A 21,295-nucleotide genomic window follows, 5' to 3' on the forward strand; every position below is an offset into this window, starting at 1 on the left:
GCCCAAGCCTATTGCGCTACCGCGGCGGGACCACCATCGCGTACGCCGCCGGCAGCACCCGCCAGGTCCGGGACCGTACCGGCCCCTCGATCTCCCCGTCGCTGTTGCAGTCGAACGGCGTGCCGCTGACCCGGACCGTGCGCCCCCGCAGGATCCGTACGTCGGCGTGCTCCTCGTGGCGCCCGAACGGCAGCCGCAGCAGGTAGCCGAGCCGGGCGACCGGCGAGACCGGCGTCGCGACGAGCACGTCGACCTGGCCGTCGTGGGGCTCGGCGCCCGGGGTGAGCTCGGTGCCGCCGCCGACCGACGCGCCGTTGCCCACCGCGACCATCAGCACCGGCTGGTCGACGTCCACCACCACCTCGCCGTCGACCTCGACCAGGACCCGCAGGCTGGGCGGGCTGATCGCGGTCTGCAGCGCACCGATCGGGTACCCGATCCGGCCCAGCCGCGCCTTCCAGCGGGCGCCGCGCTTCCCGGCCTCCGCGCCCGCGCCGAGGTGGACGCTGTTCACGGTGACCTGCTCGCCGTCGTCGACGACGAGGTCCGTGCGGCGCGGCGTCCCGGCGAGGACCGCGTGGGCCGCCGCCTCGGGCTCGAGCGGTACGCCGAGGGTGCGGGCGAAGTCGTTCCCGGTGCCGAGCGGGATCAGCGCGAGCGTCCGCCCGGCCAGGTCCTCCCGGTCGTACAGCGCCTGGACGACCGCATGGATGCTGCCGTCGCCGCCGGCCACGACGATCGTCCGGTCGCCGGCCCGGGCCAGCAGGTCGTCGAGCTCGGCGGGCCCGGAGGTCGCGCGGACCTCGGTCTCGGCACCCTCCCGGAGCACGGCCACGGCCGCGTCGACGGCCTCCCGGTCCGCCGTACCGGCGTCGCTGTTGGTGATCAGCAGGAGGTCCGCGCCGGCCGACATGGGGCCAGCATAGGCAGGGCCGTTCTTATGCATGTACTATGCATATTTTATGAGCGACGAGTTGACCCGATTGGACGAGCAGGTGCTCCGGCTGGTGCGCGCCGTGCGCCGGCCGGGCTACCGGGACCGGCTCCTCGAAGGTGTCGACGTGGGGCCGGGTGTCGAGGCGCTCAGCATGCTCCGGGTCGTCGAGCGACGGCGGGCGGCGGGGGAGAGGCCGTCCATCAACGAGGTCGCGGCGGACCTGCGCGTCGAGCAGTCCACGGCGAGTCGCGCCGTGGGCGCGGCCATCCGCCGCGGGTTGCTGGAGCGCGCCGCGTGCGCCGACGACCTCCGCCGGGCACGGCTCGATCTCACCAGCGCCGGTCGTGCCGCGCTGGACCGGGCGACCGCCAACAGGCAGCAGATCCTGGCCGAGGCCACGACCGGGCTGGCACCGGAGGACCTGGGCCGTCTCTGCGACCTGCTCGAGCGCCTGCTCGCCGGCTACGACGACGTCGAGGCCCGCCATGGCTGAGCCGGCTCCGGCGCTGGCGGCGACCGCCGACGGTCCGGTCCCGCAGGTCATCGTCGCCCGAGGAACGATGCGGCTCCTCGTCGATCGCGACTTCGGGCTGCTCACCTGGGGCAAGGTCTTCTCGGTCACCGGCATCTGGGTGCACTCCGTGGTGGCCGCCATCGCCGTGTACACCGCGACCGGATCCGCCGTCGCGGTGGGTCTGGTCGCGGTCGCCCAGTTCGGTCCGCAGATCTTCCTCACCCCGCTCAGCGGCACATGGGCCGACGCCGGAGACGTGAGGCGGCAGCTCATCGTCGGCCGCCTGCTGTGCCTGCTCGGGAGCGGCGGCCTGGTGCTCTGGTACGGCCTCGCGGACCCCCGCGGCTGGGCCTCGGCGGGCGCGGTGCTGGTGGGGTCCTTCGTCATCGGCCTGGGCTTCGTCGTCGGCGGTCCCGCGATGCAGTCGATCGTCCCCGCTCTGGTCACGCGCGAGGAGCTCCCCGCCGCGATGACGCTCAACACCGCGCCGGGGACGATCGCCCGGGTCGTCGGCCCGGCGCTGGGCGCCTTCGTCGTCACGCATCTCGACGTCGCTGCCGGGTTCGCGGTCGCCGGCGCCGGGCACGCGCTGTTCCTCGTCGCCATCCTCCCGGTGCGGGTCCCGGCGCGGGCGCCGCGTGCGGCCGACACCGACTACTCGGTGCGCGCCGGGCTGCGTCACGTGCTCGGCGATCGTCCGCTCCTCCTGCTCCTGCTGGCCGTGACCGCGATCGGCCTCGGGTCCGAGCCGACGCTCACTCTCGCGCCGGCGGTGGCCGAGCAGCTCGGTGGCGGCGCCGCGCTCGTCGGCAATCTGAGCACCGCGTTCGGCGTCGGTGCCGTCCTCGGGCTGGTGGCACTCGCCGTACTGCGGAGGGCGATCACCACGGAATGGTTCGTCGCGCTGGGGCTGCTGTCCATGACCGCGGGGTCCGTCGTCACCGCGGCCGCGCAGGGGGTGGTGCCGTCGCTCGTCGGCTACGGGCTCGTGGGCGCCGGGTTCAGCATCGCCGCAACGGCCGTCGGCACCGCGGTCCAGCTGCGCGTGCCCGAGGTGCTGCGCGGCAGGGTGATGGCCCTGTGGATGGTCGGCTTCGTCGGATCGCGCCCGATCGCCGCCCTGGCGGTGGGCGCCGTCGCCGACCTCGTCTCGGTGCGGGGAGCCATCGTGGTGATGGCCCTCGCGCCCCTGGCCGCGCTCCTCGTCTGCCGTCCCGCGACGCTGCGCCGGCTACCCGCCTGACGGCCGGGCGCGCACCAGGACGCCGATCTTGTCGATCCGGTGCTCCGGATTGCCGAGCTCGTCGGACCAGTAGTTGCCGGCGGCGTGATCCTCCGGCGTCGCGCAGGTGGACAGCGTGATCATCGCCTGGGTCGGCGCGACGCCGGGGCTCCCCGGGACGGCCGCGCGCTGCTCCTCGAGCGACTCCGGCGAGCGGAACGACGTGCGCCGGGTGCCGGTGACCCGGTAGACGTACCGCACCGCGCCGGCCTCGACCACCACGCGGTCGCCCTTGCGCAGTCGCGGCAGGTCGAGGAAGGCCTGCGTGGAGGAGAGCCGGTGGGCGGTCACCTGGTAGTTGCCGATCCCGCCGGGACCGACGCCGCCGCGGGGTCCGTGCGGGCTGGCGGCCAGTCCCCGGTCCTGGATCCGGGTCCCCGGCGCGTCGTCGGTCATCCCGCGATAGGGCTCGATCCGCAGGTCCTCGATCCCGAGCCGCGGGACGGTCAGTCGCGCCGGCCGGGGCCGGCCGTCCGACGGCTCGGGCTCCGGTGTCGGCGACGGTGCCGCCGACGGTGTCGGCGACGGTGCCGGGGTGGCCGTGCCCGGTGCGCCGGAGGAGGCCGTCGCCGAGGGCGCGCCGGCGGGCTCCTGGTCACCGGTCCGATCGGCGGAGCAGCCCGCCAGCACCAGGCCCAGGAGGGTGACGCGGAGAGCGCGTCCGACCACGCCCTCGACTGTACGACGCGGTGGGCGCCGCCCGAAGGGTCAGCCCGGGTACGGCGCCCGCTCGCGGGCCGTGCGCAGGACCGGTGTCCACCAGGCGAGCTGGGCGAGCAGCGTCTTGGCGTAGGTCGTGGCGCTCGCGTCGGCCGGCCGGCCCTCGTCGAGGTCGAAGGCCAGCGGGTAGTTCACGAACGCCAGCCCGTCGCGCACGGTCACCGCGTGCAGCTCGGTCAGCACGTTCTCCAGGTGCAGCACCGCGTGGCGCCCGCCGGCCGCCCCGCCGTAGCTCGCGAACGCGACCGGCTTCGCGGCCCACTGGGTGAAGTGCCAGTCGATCGCCGCCTTCAGCGAGGCGGGGTAGCTGTGGTTGTACTCGGGCGTGACGAGGACGAACGCGTCCGCCGCCTCCAGGCGGGCGGTCAGGTCCGTCATCCCCTCCGGTCGTGGATAGCCGGGCTCCTTGGGCGATCCGGCCGGCAGGGCCAGGGGGATGTCGAAGTCGGCGAGGTCGATCACGTCCACGTCGAAGCCGCCGAAGGCGCGCGCCTGCTCGGCGACCCAGGCCGCGACGACCGGTCCGAACCGGCCCTCCCGGACGCTGCCGACGACGACGGCGAGTCTGCTGTTGTCGGTCATGGCGCCACTCTGTTCCGGCCGGCCGCCGGCAACCAGACCGGGATCAGGCTGGCTCCGACAGGGCCACCTTCGGCACCGCGGTCGTCCGCCGGAGCGCCGTATCGTGGCGGCATGGCCACTCCGCTGGGCGACTTCCTGCGAGCACGGCGGGACGCGACGCCGCCCGCGACCGTCGGCCTGCCCACGACCGGACGCCGCCGCGCACCGGGCCTGCGGCGCTCGGAGCTGGCGGCCCTCGCCGGGATCAGCGTCGAGTACCTCACCCGGATCGAGCAGGGCCGCGACCGCAACCCGTCCGTGCAGGTCGTCACCGCCATCGCCGAGGCGCTGCGCCTGGACCCGTCGGAGCGCGAGCACCTGCGCAATGTCACCAAGGTCTCCGCGGGCCAGTGCCTCGCCGGCGAGCCGGGACGCACGCAGGTCCGCCCGTCGGTGCGGGCGATCCTCGACCAGCTCGAGCCCGGGCCGGCCGTGGTGACGAACCGGTTCGGGGACCTGCTCGCGTACACGTCCGGCTACGAGCGGCTCGCCGTCGCCGTCGGCCTGCTCGACGACCCGGAGCCGAACCTGACCCGCTACGTCTTCACCGACGAGCGCGCACGGAGCACCTTCCCCGACTGGGACCGGGTGGCCGACCAGCAGGCGCTGTCGATCTGGACCGGCATCGCCGGCGACCGCGCGGCGGCCTTCGTCGAGGAGCTCGGCGCCGCCGGCGGCGAGGAGTTCACCCGTCGCCTCAGCGGCGTCGCGGTGCCCCGGCACGGCTCGCTGCGGTGGCACCATCCCGACGTCGGAGAGCTGCGGCTGGACCGCGAGGTGCTCGAGCTCCCGGCGGACGACGCCCAGCAGCTGGTCGTCCTGCTGCCGGCCGACGAGGTGACCGCCGCCGCGCTCGACCGGCTGCACCGGGCTGCCAGCGGGTCGCTGCGCGCGGTCCGGTAGCCCATCGTCTCAACCGCCGACCGCCTCGCTCGGCGAGCTGCCGCGCAGCATGGACCGCACGGGCGCCACGGCAACATCTTCGCCAAGCTCGACCTCGCCCCGGACAGCGACCGCCGCGTGTCCGCCGTGCTGACCTACCTGCGGGGCTGATCCATTTCGGCACTTGTTGCCCACGTGCGCCGGGGAGGCCCGTGGTTGGATCCGGGCCATGGGTACGCCGCGCCGCTGGACCGCACGTGAGCTGATCGACCTGGTGCTCGACGAGGGCTCCTACGAGTCGTGGGACACGCCGGTCGACATCAGCGGGCACCCGGCGGCCTACCGGGCCGAGCTGCGCGCGGCGGCCGAGAAGGCCGGCACCGACGAGTCGGTGCTCACCGGCCGCGGCACCGTGCGGGGGCGGCCGGTGGCGTTCGTCGTCAACGAGTTCCGCTTCCTGGCCGGGTCGATCGGCGTCGCCGCCGCCACCCGGATCGCGGCCGCCGTACGCCGGGCGACGGCCGAGGGACTGCCGGTGCTGGCCTCGACGTCGAGCGGCGGCACCCGGATGCAGGAAGGCACCCGCGCCTTCGTGAAGATGGTCGACATCTCGCGCGCGCTGATGGAGCACCGTGGCGCCGGACTGCCGTACCTCGTGCACCTGCGCCACCCCACGACCGGCGGCGTCTACGCGTCCTGGGGCTCGCTGGGCCACGTGACCGTGGCGGAGCCGCGTGCGCTCGTCGGCTTCCTCGGCCCCAAGGTCTTCGAGGCGCTCAACGGCCGGCCGTTCCCTCCCGGCGTCCAGCTCGCCGAGAACCTCGCCGCGCACGGCGTGATCGACGCCGTCGTCCCGGTCGAGGACCTGCCGGCGCTCGTCGACCACGCCCTGGGCGTGCTCGTCGACCCGGCGTCCGCGCCCGCACTGGAGCGTCGTACGCCGGTCGCGAGCGGGACCGTGCTCGACCACCCGGTCTGGGAGGACATCGAGGCGACCCGTGCGCCGGAGCGCGCAGGGGTGCGGGACCTGCTGCGGTACGGCGCCGCCAGCACCCTGCGGCTCAAGGGCACCGACGAGGGGGAGCGCGACGACTCGGTGCTGATCGCGCTGACCCGGCTCGACGGGCAGCCCTGCGTGCTGGTCGGCCAGGACCGCTCCCGCCAGACGCCGGCGACCCCGATGGGGCCGGGTGCGCTGCGCGAGGCCCGCCGCGCCATGGAGCTCGCCGAGGAGCTCCGGCTGCCCCTCGTCACGGTGATCGACACCCCCGGCGCCGAGCTCTCCCAGGCCGCCGAGGAGGGCGCGATCGCCGGCGAGATCGCCCGCTGCCTCGCCGGCCTGGTCACCATGACCGTCCCCACGGTCTCGGTGATCCTCGGGCAGGGCTGCGGCGGCGGTGCGCTCGCCCTGCTGCCCGCCCGGACGGTGCTGGCCGCCGAGCGCGGCTGGCTCTCCCCGCTCCCGCCCGAGGGGGCGAGCGTGATCGTCCACGGCGACCCGTCGCACGCCGCGGACATGGCGGCCGCGCAGAAGGTCGGCGCGCTCGACCTGCTCGCGGACGGCGACGTCCACGGCGTCGTACCCGAGCTGGAGGGGGACACCCCCGAGACGCTCGCCCGGGCTGTCGTCGCCGAGATCGCCGCCCGCCTCGCCGACCCGGGTCCGGTCAGCTGACGAGCATGTCCTCGCCGGACCAGAACGCCCGCATGGACAGGATCCGGCCGTCGTCGTCGAAGGTCATCACGTCGATCGGCGCCAGCGTGTAGGTCTGCTCGCCGGCCTTCGTCACCAGCTCGAACGCGAAGGCGGCCTCGTTGCCGGCGATCCGGGTGTGCAGCAGCCGGGCGGACTGCTCGAGGCCGTCCAGGGCGCCGTAGAACTCGGCGATCTGCTCGCGGGTGGTGCGCACCTCGGAGCCCACCGGGTCCTCGACGGTGGCGCCGTCGGCGTACAGGGCGACGACGTCGGCGGAGCTGCCGGTGGCGACGAGGTCGACGTACTGCTGGATGGTCTCGAGGATGGTCTCGCGGCGGGCGCCCATGGTGACTCCTGGTGGTCGGATCGGCGTCCTGGAGCATCCCAGGACTAGAACCTGTTCTAGCACGCCACCGCGTCTCGACGCGTGCCTACGCCTGGTCCTCCGCGTGCTCCCGGGGCCGGGCCGGGCGGGCCCGCCGTGCTTGGTCGCGTAGAGATCCGCGTCCGCCGACGCGTAGAGCGAGCGCAGATCGGCGCTCCCGGCCGGCGCGTGCGCACGGCCCACGCTGACCGAGACGGCCAGCTCGGTGCCGTCGGCCAGTTGGAAGGGCTCGTGCTCCACGGCGGCCGCGATCCGCTGGGCGCGATCGGTGGCCGACGCCTCGGCGCGGCCGGGCAGCAGCATCGCGATCTCGTCCCCGCCGATCCGGCAGACGATGTCGCCGGACCGGCTGAGCGCGAGGACGCGCCCGGCGAGCTGGACGAGCACGTCATCGCCCGCCGCGTGGCCGTGAGTGTCGTTGATCGACTTGAAGTCGTCGACGTCCATCAGGATCAGCGAGGTGCCCGCGTCGCCGTCCGCGTCGGACAGCGCCGCGGCGGCGGCCTTCTCGAGGACGCGCCGGGTGGCGAGCCCGGTCAGGGAGTCGACCGCCGCCAGCCGTTCGAGCTGTGCGACCGTCCGCGCGTGGCGCTGGCTGGCAGCGCCGAGCAGGACCGCCGACGTGACCAGCGCGGCGATCACGTAGCTGCCGTCGACCACCGCCTCGCGCAGCGGAAGCTGGACCAGCACGACCACCAGCTCGCCGATCACCGACGCTCCGGTGAGGAGGGTCGCGCCGATCGGCGCCAGCTGGGAGGCGCCGTAGAGCGCGGGGAACAGGAGGAAGACCTGCGCGGTGAGGGCGGCATCGTGGGTGAGCAGGTCGATGGCCACCAGAGCGGCGACGGCGAGGAACGGCCCCAGCGCCCAGCCCAGCTCGTGGGACGCGTCGAGCCGGCGCGAGAGGAGGCTGAACACGACGACGATCAGGATGAGTCCGCCGGCCAGCACGAGTCCCGTGCGGAGGTGCTGGTGCTGCAGCGGGGCGGTGGCCACGGTGACGGCGGCCGCGACGCCGCACAGCGTCGACACGGAGCGTCCTGCGAGGCGGGGGTCGCGGGGCTGCATCCAGCGTACGAGGCTCATCATCACGTTCGGGCCTGGTGCATGTCCTCTGGTGCCCGCTCGGCCCCGTTCCATGAGTGGATGCGGCTCCTCGGCGCGTCCGGCGGCTCGACGCCTTTGATAGCGTGACGCCGCAAGAGCCCCGGTCTTGCCCGGGGCTGCTTGCTTTTCTGACAGCCGGGTGGAGGAGCACGCGAGAATGCCAGCAATCGTGATCGTCGGCGCCCAGTGGGGCGACGAGGGCAAGGGCAAGGCGACCGACCACCTCGGCAGCCAGGTCGACTACGTCGTGAAGTTCAACGGCGGCAACAACGCCGGCCACACGGTCGTTGTCGGCGACGAGAAGTACGCCCTCCACCTGCTGCCGAGCGGCATCCTGACCCCGGGCTGCACGCCGGTGATCGGCAACGGCGTGGTGGTCGACATCGACGTCCTGTTCCAGGAGATCGACGGGCTCGAGGCGCGCGGCATCGACACCTCCTCGCTCAAGCTCAGCGCCAACGCGCACGTCATCGCCGACTACAACCGCACCCTCGACAAGGTCACCGAGCGCTTCCTCGGCTCCCGCCGGATCGGTACGACGGGCCGCGGGATCGGCCCGACGTACGCCGACAAGATGAACCGGATCGGCATCCGGGTCCAGGACCTGTTCGACGAGAAGATCCTCACCGCCAAGGTGGAGGGCGCGCTCGAGCTCAAGAGCCAGATCCTCACCAAGATCTACAACCGCCGCGGGCCGTCGGTGGAGCAGACCGTCGAGGAGCTGCGCAGCCACGCGGACCGGCTGGCGCCGTACGTCTGCGACACCGCGCTCCTGCTCGGCGAGGCGCTCGACCGCGACGAGGTGGTCCTGCTGGAGGCCGGCCAGGCGACGCTGCTCGACGTCGACCACGGCACCTACCCGTTCGTCACCTCCAGCAGCGCGACGGCGGGCGGCGCCTGCACCGGCTCCGGCATCCCGCCGACCCGGATCGACCAGGTCATCGCGATCGTCAAGGCGTACACGACCCGCGTCGGCGAGGGCCCCTTCCCGACCGAGCTGCACGACGACAAGGGGGAGTTCCTCCGCAAGGCTGGCTGGGAGTACGGCACCACCACCGGCCGCCCGCGCCGCTGCGGCTGGTTCGACACGGTGATCGCCCGCTACGCCGCGCGGATCAACGGCGTCACCGACTTCGTCCTCACCAAGCTCGACGTGCTCACCGGCCTCGAGCAGGTCCCCGTCTGCGTCGCCTACGACGTCGACGGCAGGCGGTACGACGAGATGCCGGTCAACCAGACCGACTTCCACCACGCGGTGCCGGTCTACGAGTACCTCCCCGGCTGGTTCGAGGACATCTCCCACTGCCGCACCTTCGAGGAGCTCCCGAAGGCCGCCCAGGACTACGTGGAGTACGCCGAGGCGCGCTCCGGTGCGCGGATCTCGGTGATCGGCGTCGGTCCCGAGCGCGAGCAGGCGGTCGTCCGGCACCCGCTGCGCTGATCGCCCGAGTCGGGCGGGTGAGAGTGGTCCGTGAGTCACTCTCACCCACCCAACTCATAGGATCGTCGCCCGTGAAGACCCTCGTGATCGGTACCGGCGGCCGCGAGCACGCGCTCGCCCTCGCACTCTCCCGTGACCCCGGGGTGAGCGAGGTCCATGCGGCGCCGGGCAACCCGGGCATCGGCGCGTTCGCGAGCCTGCACGACGTCGACCCGATGGACGGTACGGCGGTCGCCGCCCTCGCCGCCTCGCTCGGCGTCGACCTGGTGGTGGTCGGACCGGAGGCGCCGCTCGTCGCCGGGGTCGCGGACGTCGTACGGGATGCGGGGATCGCGGTCTTCGGGCCGTCCCGGGAGGCCGCGATGCTCGAGGGCTCGAAGGCGTTCTCCAAGGAGGTCATGGCCGCCGCGGGAGTGCCGACCGCGGGCTCGCGGACGTGCACCACCCCGAGGAGGTCGTGGCCGCGCTCGACGGGTTCGGGCCGCCGTACGTCGTCAAGGACGACGCGCTCGCCGCCGGCAAGGGCGTCGTGGTGACCCGGGACCGGGCCGAGGCGCTCGCGCATGCGGCCGGGTGCGGCCGGGTCGTCGTCGAGGAGTTCCTCGACGGGCCGGAGGTGTCGCTGTTCGCGGTCTGCGACGGGCGCACGACGTACCCGCTGCAGCCGGCGCAGGACTTCAAGCGGATCTTCGACGGTGGCCGCGGCCCCAACACCGGCGGCATGGGCTCCTACTCCCCGCTGCCGTGGGCGCCCGACGACCTCGCCGCCACCGTCGTCGAGACCGTCGTGCAGCCCACGCTGGACGAGATGGCACGCCGCGGTGCGCCGTTCGTCGGCTGCCTGTACGTCGGCCTTGCGCTCACCGCCGCCGGGCCGCGGGTGATCGAGTTCAACTGCCGCTTCGGCGACCCCGACGTGCAGCCGGTGCTCGCGCTGCTGGACTCTCCGCTGGGCGACCTGCTGCACGCCGCCGCGGTGGGACGCCTCGCCGACGTCGAGGCGCCGCGGTTCCGCGACGGCGCGTCGGTCACCGTGGTGCTCGCCTCCGCCGGCTATCCCGAGTCCTCGTCGAAGGGGGACGTCATCACCGGCGTCGGCCGCGCCAACGGCGTCACCGACGTCGACGTCATCCACGCCGGCACCGCGCTGGCCGACGACAGCCTGGTCACCGCCGGCGGTCGGGTGCTCGCCGTCCGGGCGGTCGGGTACGACGTCGCCGACGCCCGCGCCCGCGCGTACGCCGCCGCCGACCTGGTCTCCTTCGACGGTCTCCAGCGCCGCTCCGACATCGCCGCCGAGCCGCTCGGGGTGGTCGAGGGCGCGTCCCTGACCGATGACTGACTCGCCGGCCGACCGGCCCGTCGTCGTACGGACGGCGAAGGACGGGGACCTCGACGCGGTCGCCGCGATCTACGCCCGCGAGGTCCGAGACGGCCACGCCACCTTCGACACCGCGCCGCCACCGCGGGCGACCTGGGAGCGGAAGCTCGCCTCGACGCATCCGGGCGACCACTTCTTGGTCGCGGTCGCCGGCGGCGAGGTCCTCGGCTTCGCGTACTCCGGCCCGTTCCGCGACCGCGGCGCCTACGACCGCACCCGCGAGGTCACCGTCTACCTCGCCCCCGCCGCCACCGGCCGCGGCATCGGCCGGCTCCTGTACGACGAGCTGCTGGCCCGGACGCGGGCCGCGGGCATGCGCACCGCGCTGGCCTGCATCGCGCTGCCCAACGACGCCAGCGAGGGCCTGCACCGGGCATGCGGGTTCGAGCAGGTCGGCGTGATGCGGGAGGTCGGTCGCAAGTTCGACCGGTGGATCGACGTGGCCTGGTGGCAGCGGATGCTCGACGGCTGAGCAAGCTGAGGGGCGACCCTCGCGACTGTGGAGAACGCGACGACCGGTCCGGGTCCGGTGGCAGAGTGGCGCCATGGCTGAGTCCGCCGAACAGGTCCATGCCCGGGTGATGGCCGCCGCCGACGAGCACGGGCGGCTGCCGCTGCCGTCCGTCGCGGCGTGGGACGTCTTCCCGTGGGAGGTCGTCGACGGGGCGCTGGCGGCCAAGCCGCTGGCCGCGCCCGCGCCCGAGGAGCCGCGCGAGGGCGAGGGCGGCGTGGACTGCCGGATCTGCACGCCCGAGCCCCGCGTCCAGCGGATCGGCGACGGCGCCGAGCACCTGCACGTCTGGTTCATGGCGCGCACGGCCGGCCTGCCCTCGATGACTGAGCCAGGAGCGCGCCGGGAACACCGCGAGCGACGTGGGGGTATAATGGGGGTATGCCGAAGGTGAACATCTACGTGCCGGACGCGCTGTACGACGAGATCCGCCGGACCGACCTGCCGATCTCGTCGATCGCGCAGCAGGCCTTCCGGGATGCGTTGAGCGCGCGTGCCAACGCGGACTGGATCGCCGCGGCGCGCACGCGCCCGACGCGCACCACCCGGCGGATCGACACCGCGGCCCTCATGGACGACGTCCGCGACGAGTTCGGCGCATGATCGTGCTCGACGCCTCGGCCCTGGTCGACGTCGTGACCGACCAGCCCGCGAAGCCGGCCGTGCTGGAGCACCTCGAGCAGCCGATCGCCGCCCCGGGCCATCAGCTCGCCGAGGTGCTCTCGGCCGTCGCGCGGATGGCGCGCGGTGGCCTGCTCGATGCGGCCGCCGCCGCGGCGGCGATGGCGGATGCGGCCGCGCTGTCGCAGGACCAGGTGCCCCTCGACGACGAGCTGCTGGCGAGGGCGCTGGCGCTCAACGATCGAGTGCGTGCGCTGGACGGGCTCTACGTCGCTCTCGCCGAACGGCTGGCCTGCCCGCTGCTGACCACGGACGCGCGGCTGAAGCGCTCCGATCCGCCGTGCGAGGTCATCGTGGCAGCGGCGGAGGACCTCGATGACTGAGCCGAGCACCCAGCCGGACACCCAGCCGGCGGGCGTGGTGACCGAGCGGCTCCGGCTGGTGCTGTGGGACGAGCCCACGGTGACGGCGATCCGCGACGGCGGGCGGCTGCCCGGCTGGCACCCGGAGTTCCCGCGCGAGGACGACCGCGGCGCCGCGACCCTGTGGCGCGACGGCGACCCGTGGGGGCCGCGGTCGATCGTGTCCGTCAAGCAGCAGGTCGTGATCGGCTCCATCGGCTTCTTCGGGCCGCCCGAGCCGGCGGACGACGACGTGCCCGAGGTCGAGGTCGGCTACGGGCTGGTGGGGCCGGCGCGCGGCTACGGCCTGGCCACCGAGGCGCTCGGTGCGCTGCTCGCCCGCGCCGACGCGGCCGGCGTACGGGTCCGGGCGTCGATCGCCCCCGACAACACCGCGAGCCTGCGGGTCGCGGCCAAGGCCGGGTTCACCGGTGTCCGCGGCAGCAACGAGGACGGTGAGCTGGTCCTGGTGCGCCCGGCGCGCTGACCCGGCTGTGGATGACGCCGACTCGATGTTTCCCGCCACCGGAGAAGTCGGCAACCTTCCTTCGCTCCGCCCCGGAGCGCAGAATGGAAGGAGCGTCGATGTGTCCCCAGCAGCAGGAGCAGTCGTGTCCGAGGTCCGCGTGCCCGCCTTCGAGCGGATCCGCATGTCGTACGACGAGTGGTGGGCGCTGCCCGAGAAGCCCAAGTCGGAATGGGTCGACGGTGAGGTCGTCATCGTGAACGTCCCGCCGAACCTCGATCACAGCGACTCCGGTCTTGGTCTCTACAGCGTGTTGAGGCGGACGTTCCCGGACCTCAAGATCTACACCGACGTGCCGCTGCGACTCCCGCGCAACCGGGTCCGCCGCCCCGACCTGATGGTGTTCGACCACCGGCCGGAGAAGGAGCCGGTCGAGGAGACGCCGATCCTCGTGGTCGAGGTCCTCTCCCCGGGCACTCACCTCATCGATGCCTTCGAGAAGGCGCCGGAGTACGCCGAGGCCGGCATCGGTCAGTTCTGGATCGTCGACCCCGAGGCGCGCAGCCTCGACATCTATGAACTGGTCGACGGTCGCTGGGAGTCGTTGCTGCGGCTGGACGACGTCCGGCCCACCGGCGAGGTCACCGTGCCCGGTCACGGCACCATGGCCGTGGACCTCCCCGTCATCCTCGCCGGCTGACCCGGTTGTCCGATGACCCGAGACGCGGAGCCGTTGCGGCTGCCCGAGCCGGACCCGCCGGCCCACCCGATGAACCAGCAGCCGGAGGGATTCCGGCTCCCGGCCGAGCTCGGTCTCGCACCGGACACCGAGGCCAGGCTCCGGGCGTTCCTCTGGGACCAGGTGCTCACCAGCGCCGAGCCCGACATCCTCGACATCTGGGACGAGGAGATCGCGGCTGAGGGGATCGGCGACGAGCAGGCCGACCGTGCGTTCGACGCGGTGCTGGCGGCGCGCCGGGCTCAGCAGGCGGACTGGGGGCCCGACGACGTGCTGCCGTTGACGGCGGCGTTCGCGGCGCTGGCCGATGCCGGAATCGTGGCCCGGGAGAACTTCTCCTGCTGCGGCACCTGCGCCTCGGCCGAGATCGCCGACGAGCGTGACGACTCCCGCAGCTGGCGCGGCTATGTCTACTACCACCAGCAGGACACCGAGAGCCTGATCGGCTCGCGGTCGACGTACGTCGGCTACGGGGCGTTCCTGGACGCGTTCATGGACGAGCAGGAGTGGTTGGCGCTCAGTGACGAGCAGAAGGACGAGACGTACGAGCGGCTCACCGTCGACCTGATGGTCGGCGAGGTCATCCCGGTCCTGGAGCGGCACGGCGTCACGGTCGAGTGGAACCGCGAGCTCCACACCCGGATCCTGCTCGACGACGTCGACACCGTCGTCCGGGTCTGAGACGGTGACGTGGGAGAATCAGCACCCGTGACCGTGCCGAACGTCCTCGCCACCCGCTACGCCGCCGCCGACCTGACCGCGATCTGGTCGCCGGAGCACAAGATCGTCCTCGAGCGCCGGCTCTGGATCGCCGTGCTGAAGGCGCAGCGCGACCTCGGGATCGACGTACCCGACGGTGTCGTGGAGGCCTACGAGAAGGTGGTCGCCCAGGGTGAGCAGGGCGTCGACCTGGCGAGCATCGCCGACCGCGAGCGGATCACCCGGCACGACGTGAAGGCGCGGATCGAGGAGTTCGCGGCGCTCGCAGGGCACGAGCACATCCACAAGGGCATGACGAGCCGCGACCTCACCGAGAACGTCGAGCAGCTCCAGGTCAAGCAGTCCCTCACCCTCCTGCGGGACCGTGCGATCGCCACCCTCGCCCGGCTCGCCCGGCTCGCCGCCGAGCACGAGGCCACCGTCATGGCCGGCCGGAGCCACAATGTCGCCGCGCAGGCGACCACGCTCGGCAAGCGGTTCGCGACGGCGGCCGACGAGCTGATGATCGCGGTGGAGCGGATCGAGGACCTGCTGGGCCGGTACCCGCTGCGCGGCATCAAGGGCCCGATGGGCACGGCACAGGACATGCTCGACCTGCTCGGCGGGGACGCCGGGAAGCTCGCCGATCTCGAGCAGCGCGTCGCGCAGCACCTCGGCTTCGACCGGGTGCTCACCAGCGTCGGCCAGGTCTACCCGCGCAGCCTCGACTTCGATGTCCTCTCCGCGCTGGTGCAGCTGACCGCGGCGCCGTCCAACCTCGCCACCACGATCCGGCTGATGGCCGGCAACGAGCTGGTGACCGAGGGCTTCAAGGAGGGCCAGGTCGGCTCCTCGGCGATGCCCCACAAGATGAACACCCGCTCCTGCGAGCGGGTCAACGGCCTGGCCGTCGTGACCCGCGGCTACCTGTCGATGGTGGGCGAGCTCGCCGGCGACCAGTGGAACGAGGGCGACGTCTCCTGCTCCGTCGTACGACGGGTGGCGCTCCCCGACGCCTTCTTCGCCGTCGACGGGCTGTTCCAGACCTTCCTCACCGTGCTCGACGAGTTCGGCGCCTTCCCGGCGGTGATCCAGCGCGAGCTGGACCGCTACCTGCCCTATCTCGCCACCACCAAGGTGCTGATGGCCGCGGTCCGCAACGGCGTCGGCCGCGAGAGCGCGCACGAGGCGATCAAGGAGGCCGCCGTCGGCACCGCGCTCGCCATGCGCCAGGGCCAGGCCGAGAACGACGTCTTCGCCAAGCTCGCCGCCGACGACCGGCTCGGCCTCACGACCGACCAGCTGCAGTCGCTGGTCGCCGAGCCGATCACCTTCACCGGCGCCGCCGTCGCGCAGACCCAGGAGGTCTGCCGTCAGGTCGAGGCCCTCGTCGCCGCGCACCCCGCGGCCGCCGGCTACAGCCCGGGCGCGATCCTCTGACCGCTGCCCCGGTCTCGGGTTTGGGCGCCGGATCGGCCGGGGAGGAGCCCCGGCGTGACAGCGTCGACGACCCCACGAGATACCACGCTGACGATCCGGGGCCGCCGCCGCCTCGCGGCCGCGACGGCGGCCGTCCTCGCCGCGGCCTCGCTGCCGGTGCTGCTGACACCGCCCGCCGGTGCCGACGCGCTGGTCCGGCAGACGGCGACCCTGACCACGAGCATCCCGGGCAAGCCGGCCGCGGGAACGCCGGCGTACCGGCAGATCCAGCAGGCGAGTGTCGTGGTCGAGTACCCGGCGGGCGGCTCGTACGCGATGGTCACCGCCAACATCACGCTCAAGGCGGCACCGCCGTCGACCGGGGACAATATCGTCCAGATCGGACTCGGGCGCCAGTCGGGTGGCAACTGCGTCATCTCGAACCGGCGGAGCGACACGGGCACGAAGGTGTCCTACGACCTGACCGGCGTCGAGACGCCGCCGAGCGGATCGTGGGACTGCGTGGTGGCGCGGGTGGGTCCCGACTACGTGGGGAGCACGGCCGCCGACTACGACGTGATGATCGGTCCGCTCACCAACACGTACGTCGCGCCGCAGGTGTCCGTGGGCGAGGTGGAGCTGTTCGGAGCCAGCCAGGGCAAGCTGAAGCTGGTGCCCAAGGTCGCGCGGCGCTACTGGGTGACCGTGCGCAATCCGGGCGAGGTCGATGCCACCGGCGTGGTCCTGCGGGCCACGGGCAAGCGGATCAAGTCCTCCGAGGTCGTCGTCGGCACGCTCGCGGCGGGGAAGGAGACGCGGGTGTCGGTGCCGATCAAGCTGACCAGGAAGCAGCGGACCACGGTCGAGCTGACGGTCGTCAGCGGCAGCGCGAGCGCCTCCCGCAAGCTGAAGGTCAAGCCGGTGGCCGCGCCCGCCAGGCCGCGGCCGGGGATCTACCGCAGCAAGAACGGCGTCACCTTCTCGGTCAAGAAGGGTCGCATCGTCGGCTGGAACGGCCGCATGCAGACCCGGTGCGGCGGGTATCCCGACCCGCTGACCTATACGCAGAACGCCTATGACTTCCCCAGCACCAAGATCCCGCGCGACGGCGTCGTCGACGCCCACCACACCGGCGCGAACTACGGCACCACGCTGCGGATGCGCATCGTGGGCGGGAAGGCCACCAAGGGGAGCTTCACCTACTCCGGACCAGGTCGCTGCTTCGCCAGCGTGAGCTTCAAGGCCAAGCGGAGGTAGGGACCGGGCGGTCGACTCCATGCGGATCGTCGTCGACTTCCCGGTCCCCACGGACCGGGCGTTCGACTACCTCGCCGACCCGCGCAACCGGCCGGCCTGGCAGTCCAGCCTCCGCGCCGTCGCCGACGTCCGCGATGAAGGCGCGGCCTGGACCGACGTCACGGTGGTGCCGGGTGTCCGGCCCCGGATGCGTACGACGCTCGCCGACCGGCCGCGCCGCTGGGTCGAGGAGGGCCGATGGGGCCCGTTCCGGGCCCGGCTGGAGCTGGTCTTCGAGCCCGACTCCACCGATCCGGCGGGGTGCCGGGTGGTGGCGGACTTCGCCGTCCGCGGCCTCGGGCTGGGGCGGGCGATCACCGTCGCCGGCCGGTCGACCGTCGCCGCCGATCTGCGCCGGGCGGCCGCCGCTGTCCGCGACCGTCGGTAACCTTCCGGATCTACTCGCCCGCCGGTACGACGGGGAGCCCGGACAGGTCAGGCCGGCCTGACGTCCAGCACGACCTCGAACTCCAGCAGGTCCGCGCCGGTGGCGACCGGCTTGCGCGGCGCCTCGCCCGGCTTCTCGGCGTGCGCGGCGCGGGCGGGGCCGTCGCGCCACGCGGCGAAGGACTCTTCGTCGGCCCAGTGGGTCACGACGAAGTAGCGGTCCTCGCCGGCGGTGGGCCGCAGCAGCTGGAAGCCGAGGAACCCGGGGGAGCCCTCGACCGCGCCGGCGCGGGCGGCGAACCGCTGCTCCAGCTCCGGGCCGGCATTCTCGGGGACCTGGATGGCGTTGATCTTGACGACGGACATGGGTGACTCCTCCACTGCTCTCGGTGTCGCGCACGATAGCGGTCGGCGTCTCCCGGAGCGCCGTGGGAGGAGACGTCCCTCACGGCCGGTAACGCGAACCCGCCCTCCTCGTTGGAGATGAAGTTAGCCTAACCAAACCTTCGAGGAGGGCTCGTGCTGCCCGTCGTGCGCGCCTCCGGCCTCCGCAAGACCCACCCCGCCGCGGGTGGGGAGCGGGTCGTCGCCCTGGACGACGTCGACCTCGCCGTGCTGCCCGGCGAGATCAGCGTGATCACCGGCCCGTCGGGGTCCGGTAAGTCGACCCTGCTGCAGATCGTCGCCGGTCTCGACCGGCCCGACGCCGGCACGGTGCATCTCGGCGACGTCGAGATCACCGGCCTCGGCGACCGGCGGCTCGCCGAGCTGCGCCGGCGCCGGATGGGCTTCGTGTTCCAGTCGTTCAACCTGATCGACAGCCTGTCCGTGCGGGACAACATCGTGCTGCCCCTCGAGCTCGACGGTCGTACGGCGGCACCGGACGTGCTGACCCGCCTGGTCGAGGAGCTCGGGATCGGCGACCTCCTCGACCGGCTGCCCCACCAGCTCTCGGGCGGCCAGCAGCAGCGGGTGGCGGTCGCGCGGGCGCTGCTCGTCGACCCCGACGTGCTCTTCGCCGACGAGCCCACGGGCGCGCTCGACCCGGACGCCGCCGCGCAGCTGGCCGACCTGCTCGTCGCCCTGGCCCACGAGCGCGGGCACGCGGTCGTCGTGGTGAGCCACGACCCGGCCGTGGCCGCGCGCGCCGACCGCCTGCACCGGATGGTGGCGGGGCGCCTGTACGCCGTCGACCCGGAGCGGGTCTGAGCCGTGCGCGTGCCCGTGCCCCGGCGTGCCCGCCCCCTGCTCCGGCTGGCGGCCGCCGAACGCCGCGCCCGTCCCGGCCGCGCCCGCGCCGTCGTCGTCATCGTCGCCCTCGGCGCCGCCCTGCTGACCGCGGCGCTGGTCCTCGGCGACACCCTGCGCGCGTCGGTGGAGCAGGGCCTCGCCGTCGAGTACCGCGGCGCCGACATCGTGGTCCGCTCCGACCTCGACCCGGCGGGCACGGAGCCCGCGCGGGGCGACGGGATCCCGTCGGCCGCCGTACGCCGGATCGAGCGCCTCGACGGCGTCGCGGAGGTGGCGACCTCGGTGCGCGCCACCGCGGTCGCGCAGACCCGGGGCACCGCCCGCGGGATCGCGCTCGAGTCGCTGCCCGACGCCGGGCGGTTCGTCTGGCAGGGGTGGAGCGCCGGCCGGCCGCCGGCCGACGGCACCGAGATCGCGCTGACCGCGCACACCCTGCGCGACCTCGGCATCGGCCTCGGCGACCAGGTCGCCGTCGGCAGCCCGCGGGTCGGGCGGGCCCTGTTCCGGGTGGTCGGCGTGGTCGACGTCCGCGGATCGCTGGGCCGCGAGGGATCGGCGTACGGCGTCGTCACGGCGCCGGTCGCGCAGTCGCTCGCGGGCGGCAGCGGCCCCAACGTGCTGCTCGTCGACGCCGAGCCGGGCGCCGACCTCGACGCGATCGTCGCGGCGATCAACGAGCGCGCGCCGGTCGGCTGGCCGCAGCTGACCCGCGATCTCGAGCGCGCGGCCGAGGACGTCCACGGCGTCCGGGCCGGTGCGCTCGGACTGGTGGCCGCCGCGCTGGCCGGGGTCACCCTCGGCATCGGCGTCGTCGCGCTCGCCACGACGTCCGGGGCGGCGACCCGGTCGCGGCGCCGCTCCCTGGCCCTGGCCCGCTGCCTCGGCGCCACCCGGCGGCAGGTCGTCGGCCTGACCCTCGCGGAGGTGCTGCTGCCGAGCGCGCTCGGCGCGGTGCTCGGCGTCGTGCTCGGCGCACTGGTCGCCCGGCTGCTGCTGCCGGTGCTGGACCTGGTGCCCGGCCTCTACCCGCTGCGCGCCGACGCGTTCACCCTGCGCCCGCTCGCCCTGCTCGGACCGTTGCTGGTCATGGTCCTGCTGGCGGCGGTCGCGGCGCTCGTCCCGGCCGTGCTCGCGGCCCGGGTCGCGCCCTGGACGGCGCTCGGCGGCGCGACGGGCGCCGACGCCGCCCGCCCCCGGCGCTGGCCGGTCGTGGCCGGCGCGGTCGCCGTCGTCGCCGGGCCGGCACTGGCCGGGCTCGCGGTCGACCGCGGGACGCCGCGCCTGCTGGCGCCGGCCGTGCTGTTGACCGTCGCCGGGACGCTCCTGCTCGTCGCGCCGGTGCTGTCCGCGGTGGCGCGCCTCGCCCGACGCCGTACGACGACCCCGGCCGTGCGGCTGGCGCTGGCCGACATCGTCCGCCGCCCGGTGGCCGCCGCCACGGAGGCGGTCGCCGTCCTGCTCGCCGTGGCGGTCCTCGCCCTCACCTGGGTCACTGCCGCGGGCGTGGCCGCCTCCACCTCGGCGCGGCTCGACGCGACCGTCGCGCCCGACCTGACCATCGGCGCGCCGGCCGGCGCCGCGGTCGTCGGCGACGAGACGCTCGCCGGCCTGGCCGACGTCGACGGGGTCGCGACGGTCGTCCCGGTGCCCTACGGCGCCGGCGTGCGGGTGGTCGGCCGCAGCGGCGGCGAGCGCGTGGAGCTCTCCGTCGGCACGGTGGCCCTCGACGCCGGCGACCTGCGCTCGGTGCTGCCCGCGGGCGACGCGATCCCGGAGATCCGCGGCGACGCGGTCTACCTCCCGGAGACCGCCTTCCCGCCCTTCCCGCGCGACTCCACGCTCAGCCTGGCCGGACCCGACGGCCGGGTACGGGATCTCGCCGTGGTCTACGTGCCCGACCTGCCGGTCCCGTCCGCGGTCGCGCCCGACACGCTGCGCGCGGCCGCGCACGCCTGCGAGGTACGCGAGGCCTGGCTGCGCCTGGACGCGGGCGTCGACCGCGCCCGGGTCGTCGACGAGGTCACCGGCGTCGCCGTGCTCGGGGGCGAGCTCCCGGTGGCGGGCCCGGTGATCGCGGACGTCCGCGCCGACCGGGCGATCCGCACCGCCCGCTCGGCCGGGATCGCGGTGCTCGCCGTCGGCGTCCTCGTGGCGATCGTCGGCGCGGTCGCGACCGCCGCGGTGACGATCAGCGAGCGCACCCGGGAGTACGCCGTCCTCCGCGCCCTCGGCCTCGAGCGGCGTGCCCTCGCCCGGATGCTGGTGACCCGCGTCGCGCTGGTCGGGCTGGTCGCCGCCGTCGGCGGCATCCTGCTCGGCAGCGCCGTCGGTGTCCTGCTCACCCGGGCGATCGCCGACGGGATCGACCTGACGCCGGTCGTGCGGGTCCCCCTCCTGCCGGTGGTCGCGATCGCGGTGCTCACCGTGCTGGTCGTGCGCGCCGCGGCGACGGCCGCGCTGGAGCAGGTGTCCTTCGTCCCGCCGGCCCGTGTGCTGGCCCGGCGATGAGGACGTCGATGAGGAGGTGGAGGATGCGTGC

The 21,295-nt window shown here is 74.0% G+C and carries 22 protein-coding genes and 1 pseudogene; 18 read left to right on the forward strand and 5 right to left on the reverse strand.

Going from position 1 to position 21,295, the window contains the following annotated elements; translation table 11 throughout:
* Positions 1–16: 16 nt before the first annotated feature.
* Positions 17–913, reverse strand: coding sequence for a diacylglycerol/lipid kinase family protein (locus FIV44_RS20130; protein ID WP_181410709.1), 897 nt, complete (start codon positions 911–913; stop codon positions 17–19).
* 49 nt (positions 914–962) lie between these two features.
* On the opposite strand from FIV44_RS20130, the gene FIV44_RS20135 reads away from it, so the two are divergent.
* Complete coding sequence (locus tag FIV44_RS20135) at positions 963–1,430, forward strand: MarR family winged helix-turn-helix transcriptional regulator (RefSeq protein ID WP_181410710.1); 468 nt, start codon at positions 963–965, stop codon at positions 1,428–1,430.
* Positions 1,423–2,694 (forward strand): MFS transporter, encoded by a 1,272-nt coding sequence (locus FIV44_RS20140; RefSeq protein WP_219996103.1) that lies wholly within the window; start codon positions 1,423–1,425, stop codon positions 2,692–2,694. The genes FIV44_RS20135 and FIV44_RS20140 overlap by 8 nt, the downstream gene beginning before the upstream one ends.
* On the opposite strand, the gene FIV44_RS32440 is transcribed toward FIV44_RS20140, so the two are convergent.
* Together FIV44_RS32440 and FIV44_RS20150 are read right to left on the reverse strand one after the other, a co-directional pair.
* The gene (locus FIV44_RS32440; RefSeq protein ID WP_246086513.1) at positions 2,683–3,402 is read right to left on the reverse strand and encodes a class E sortase; all 720 of its coding nucleotides are present in this window, start codon (positions 3,400–3,402) and stop codon (positions 2,683–2,685) included. The genes FIV44_RS20140 and FIV44_RS32440 overlap by 12 nt on opposite strands.
* Positions 3,403–3,441: 39 nt before the next feature.
* Positions 3,442–4,035, reverse strand: coding sequence for an NADPH-dependent FMN reductase (locus FIV44_RS20150; protein WP_141006006.1), 594 nt, complete (start codon positions 4,033–4,035; stop codon positions 3,442–3,444).
* A gap of 111 nt (positions 4,036–4,146) precedes the next feature.
* Here FIV44_RS20150 and FIV44_RS20155 point away from each other — a divergent pair, with 111 nt between their 5' ends.
* On the forward strand, positions 4,147–4,977 hold the full coding sequence (locus FIV44_RS20155; RefSeq protein ID WP_141006007.1) for a helix-turn-helix domain-containing protein: 831 nt from the start codon (positions 4,147–4,149) through the stop codon (positions 4,975–4,977).
* A gap of 208 nt (positions 4,978–5,185) precedes the next feature.
* Entirely contained in the window at positions 5,186–6,631 is a 1,446-nt protein-coding gene (locus FIV44_RS20165) for a carboxyl transferase domain-containing protein (protein WP_141006008.1), read from the forward strand.
* Here FIV44_RS20165 and FIV44_RS20170 read toward each other — a convergent pair.
* Entirely contained in the window at positions 6,624–8,069 is a 1,446-nt protein-coding gene (locus tag FIV44_RS20170; protein ID WP_141006009.1) for a diguanylate cyclase, read from the reverse strand. The genes FIV44_RS20165 and FIV44_RS20170 overlap by 8 nt on opposite strands.
* A 214-nt stretch (positions 8,070–8,283) precedes the next feature.
* Here FIV44_RS20170 and FIV44_RS20175 point away from each other — a divergent pair, with 214 nt between their 5' ends.
* The 12 genes and pseudogenes from FIV44_RS20175 (at position 8,284) to FIV44_RS20230 (ending at position 17,506) form a co-directional block, all read left to right on the forward strand.
* Positions 8,284–9,585, forward strand: a complete 1,302-nt coding sequence (locus FIV44_RS20175) for an adenylosuccinate synthase (protein WP_246086514.1) — start codon at positions 8,284–8,286, stop codon at positions 9,583–9,585.
* 71 nt (positions 9,586–9,656) lie between these two features.
* Positions 9,657–10,927, forward strand: a pseudogene (gene purD, locus FIV44_RS20180) (phosphoribosylamine--glycine ligase).
* A complete protein-coding gene (locus FIV44_RS20185) occupies positions 10,920–11,438 on the forward strand; it encodes a GNAT family N-acetyltransferase (RefSeq protein WP_141006011.1) in 519 nt (172 codons plus the stop codon). Before purD ends, FIV44_RS20185 begins: the two are co-directional and overlap by 8 nt.
* A gap of 73 nt (positions 11,439–11,511) precedes the next feature.
* Positions 11,512–11,871: a hypothetical protein gene (locus FIV44_RS20190; protein ID WP_141006012.1), complete on the forward strand. Its 360-nt coding sequence runs from the start codon at positions 11,512–11,514 to the stop codon at positions 11,869–11,871.
* The gene (locus FIV44_RS20195) at positions 11,859–12,080 is read left to right on the forward strand and encodes a type II toxin-antitoxin system CcdA family antitoxin (protein WP_141006013.1); all 222 of its coding nucleotides are present in this window, start codon (positions 11,859–11,861) and stop codon (positions 12,078–12,080) included. Before FIV44_RS20190 ends, FIV44_RS20195 begins: the two co-directional genes overlap by 13 nt.
* Positions 12,077–12,481, forward strand: coding sequence for a type II toxin-antitoxin system VapC family toxin (locus FIV44_RS20200; RefSeq protein WP_141006014.1), 405 nt, complete (start codon positions 12,077–12,079; stop codon positions 12,479–12,481). Before FIV44_RS20195 ends, FIV44_RS20200 begins: the two co-directional genes overlap by 4 nt.
* Positions 12,474–12,986 carry a GNAT family N-acetyltransferase gene (locus FIV44_RS20205; protein WP_141006015.1) on the forward strand — a complete coding sequence of 171 codons (513 nt, stop codon included), beginning with the start codon at positions 12,474–12,476 and terminating at the stop codon, positions 12,984–12,986. The genes FIV44_RS20200 and FIV44_RS20205 overlap by 8 nt, the downstream gene beginning before the upstream one ends.
* Positions 12,987–13,110: 124 nt before the next feature.
* Complete coding sequence (locus FIV44_RS20210) at positions 13,111–13,665, forward strand: Uma2 family endonuclease (protein WP_181410711.1); 555 nt, start codon at positions 13,111–13,113, stop codon at positions 13,663–13,665.
* A 12-nt stretch (positions 13,666–13,677) separates the two neighbouring features.
* Positions 13,678–14,385, forward strand: coding sequence for a DUF6891 domain-containing protein (locus FIV44_RS20215; protein WP_141006017.1), 708 nt, complete (start codon positions 13,678–13,680; stop codon positions 14,383–14,385).
* A gap of 27 nt (positions 14,386–14,412) precedes the next feature.
* On the forward strand, positions 14,413–15,843 hold the full coding sequence (gene purB / locus FIV44_RS20220; RefSeq protein ID WP_141006018.1) for an adenylosuccinate lyase: 1,431 nt from the start codon (positions 14,413–14,415) through the stop codon (positions 15,841–15,843).
* A gap of 54 nt (positions 15,844–15,897) precedes the next feature.
* The gene (locus tag FIV44_RS20225) at positions 15,898–17,079 is read left to right on the forward strand and encodes a hypothetical protein (protein ID WP_141006019.1); all 1,182 of its coding nucleotides are present in this window, start codon (positions 15,898–15,900) and stop codon (positions 17,077–17,079) included.
* A gap of 19 nt (positions 17,080–17,098) precedes the next feature.
* A complete protein-coding gene (locus FIV44_RS20230; RefSeq protein ID WP_141006020.1) occupies positions 17,099–17,506 on the forward strand; it encodes an SRPBCC family protein in 408 nt (135 codons plus the stop codon).
* A 47-nt stretch (positions 17,507–17,553) separates the two neighbouring features.
* On the opposite strand, the gene FIV44_RS20235 is transcribed toward FIV44_RS20230, so the two are convergent.
* Complete coding sequence (locus FIV44_RS20235) at positions 17,554–17,871, reverse strand: antibiotic biosynthesis monooxygenase family protein (RefSeq protein WP_141006021.1); 318 nt, start codon at positions 17,869–17,871, stop codon at positions 17,554–17,556.
* A 153-nt stretch (positions 17,872–18,024) separates the two neighbouring features.
* Between FIV44_RS20235 and FIV44_RS20240 the strand changes: the two genes are divergently transcribed.
* Together FIV44_RS20240 and FIV44_RS20245 are read left to right on the forward strand one after the other, a co-directional pair.
* Positions 18,025–18,714, forward strand: a complete 690-nt coding sequence (locus tag FIV44_RS20240; protein WP_141006022.1) for an ABC transporter ATP-binding protein — start codon at positions 18,025–18,027, stop codon at positions 18,712–18,714.
* Positions 18,715–18,717: 3 nt separating this feature from the next.
* Complete coding sequence (locus FIV44_RS20245) at positions 18,718–21,264, forward strand: FtsX-like permease family protein (protein ID WP_141006023.1); 2,547 nt, start codon at positions 18,718–18,720, stop codon at positions 21,262–21,264.
* Positions 21,265–21,295: the final 31 nt, after the last annotated feature.

The organism is Nocardioides humi, from assembly GCF_006494775.1.
In the GTDB taxonomy this organism is placed as follows: Bacteria; Actinomycetota; Actinomycetes; order Propionibacteriales; family Nocardioidaceae; genus Nocardioides; species Nocardioides humi.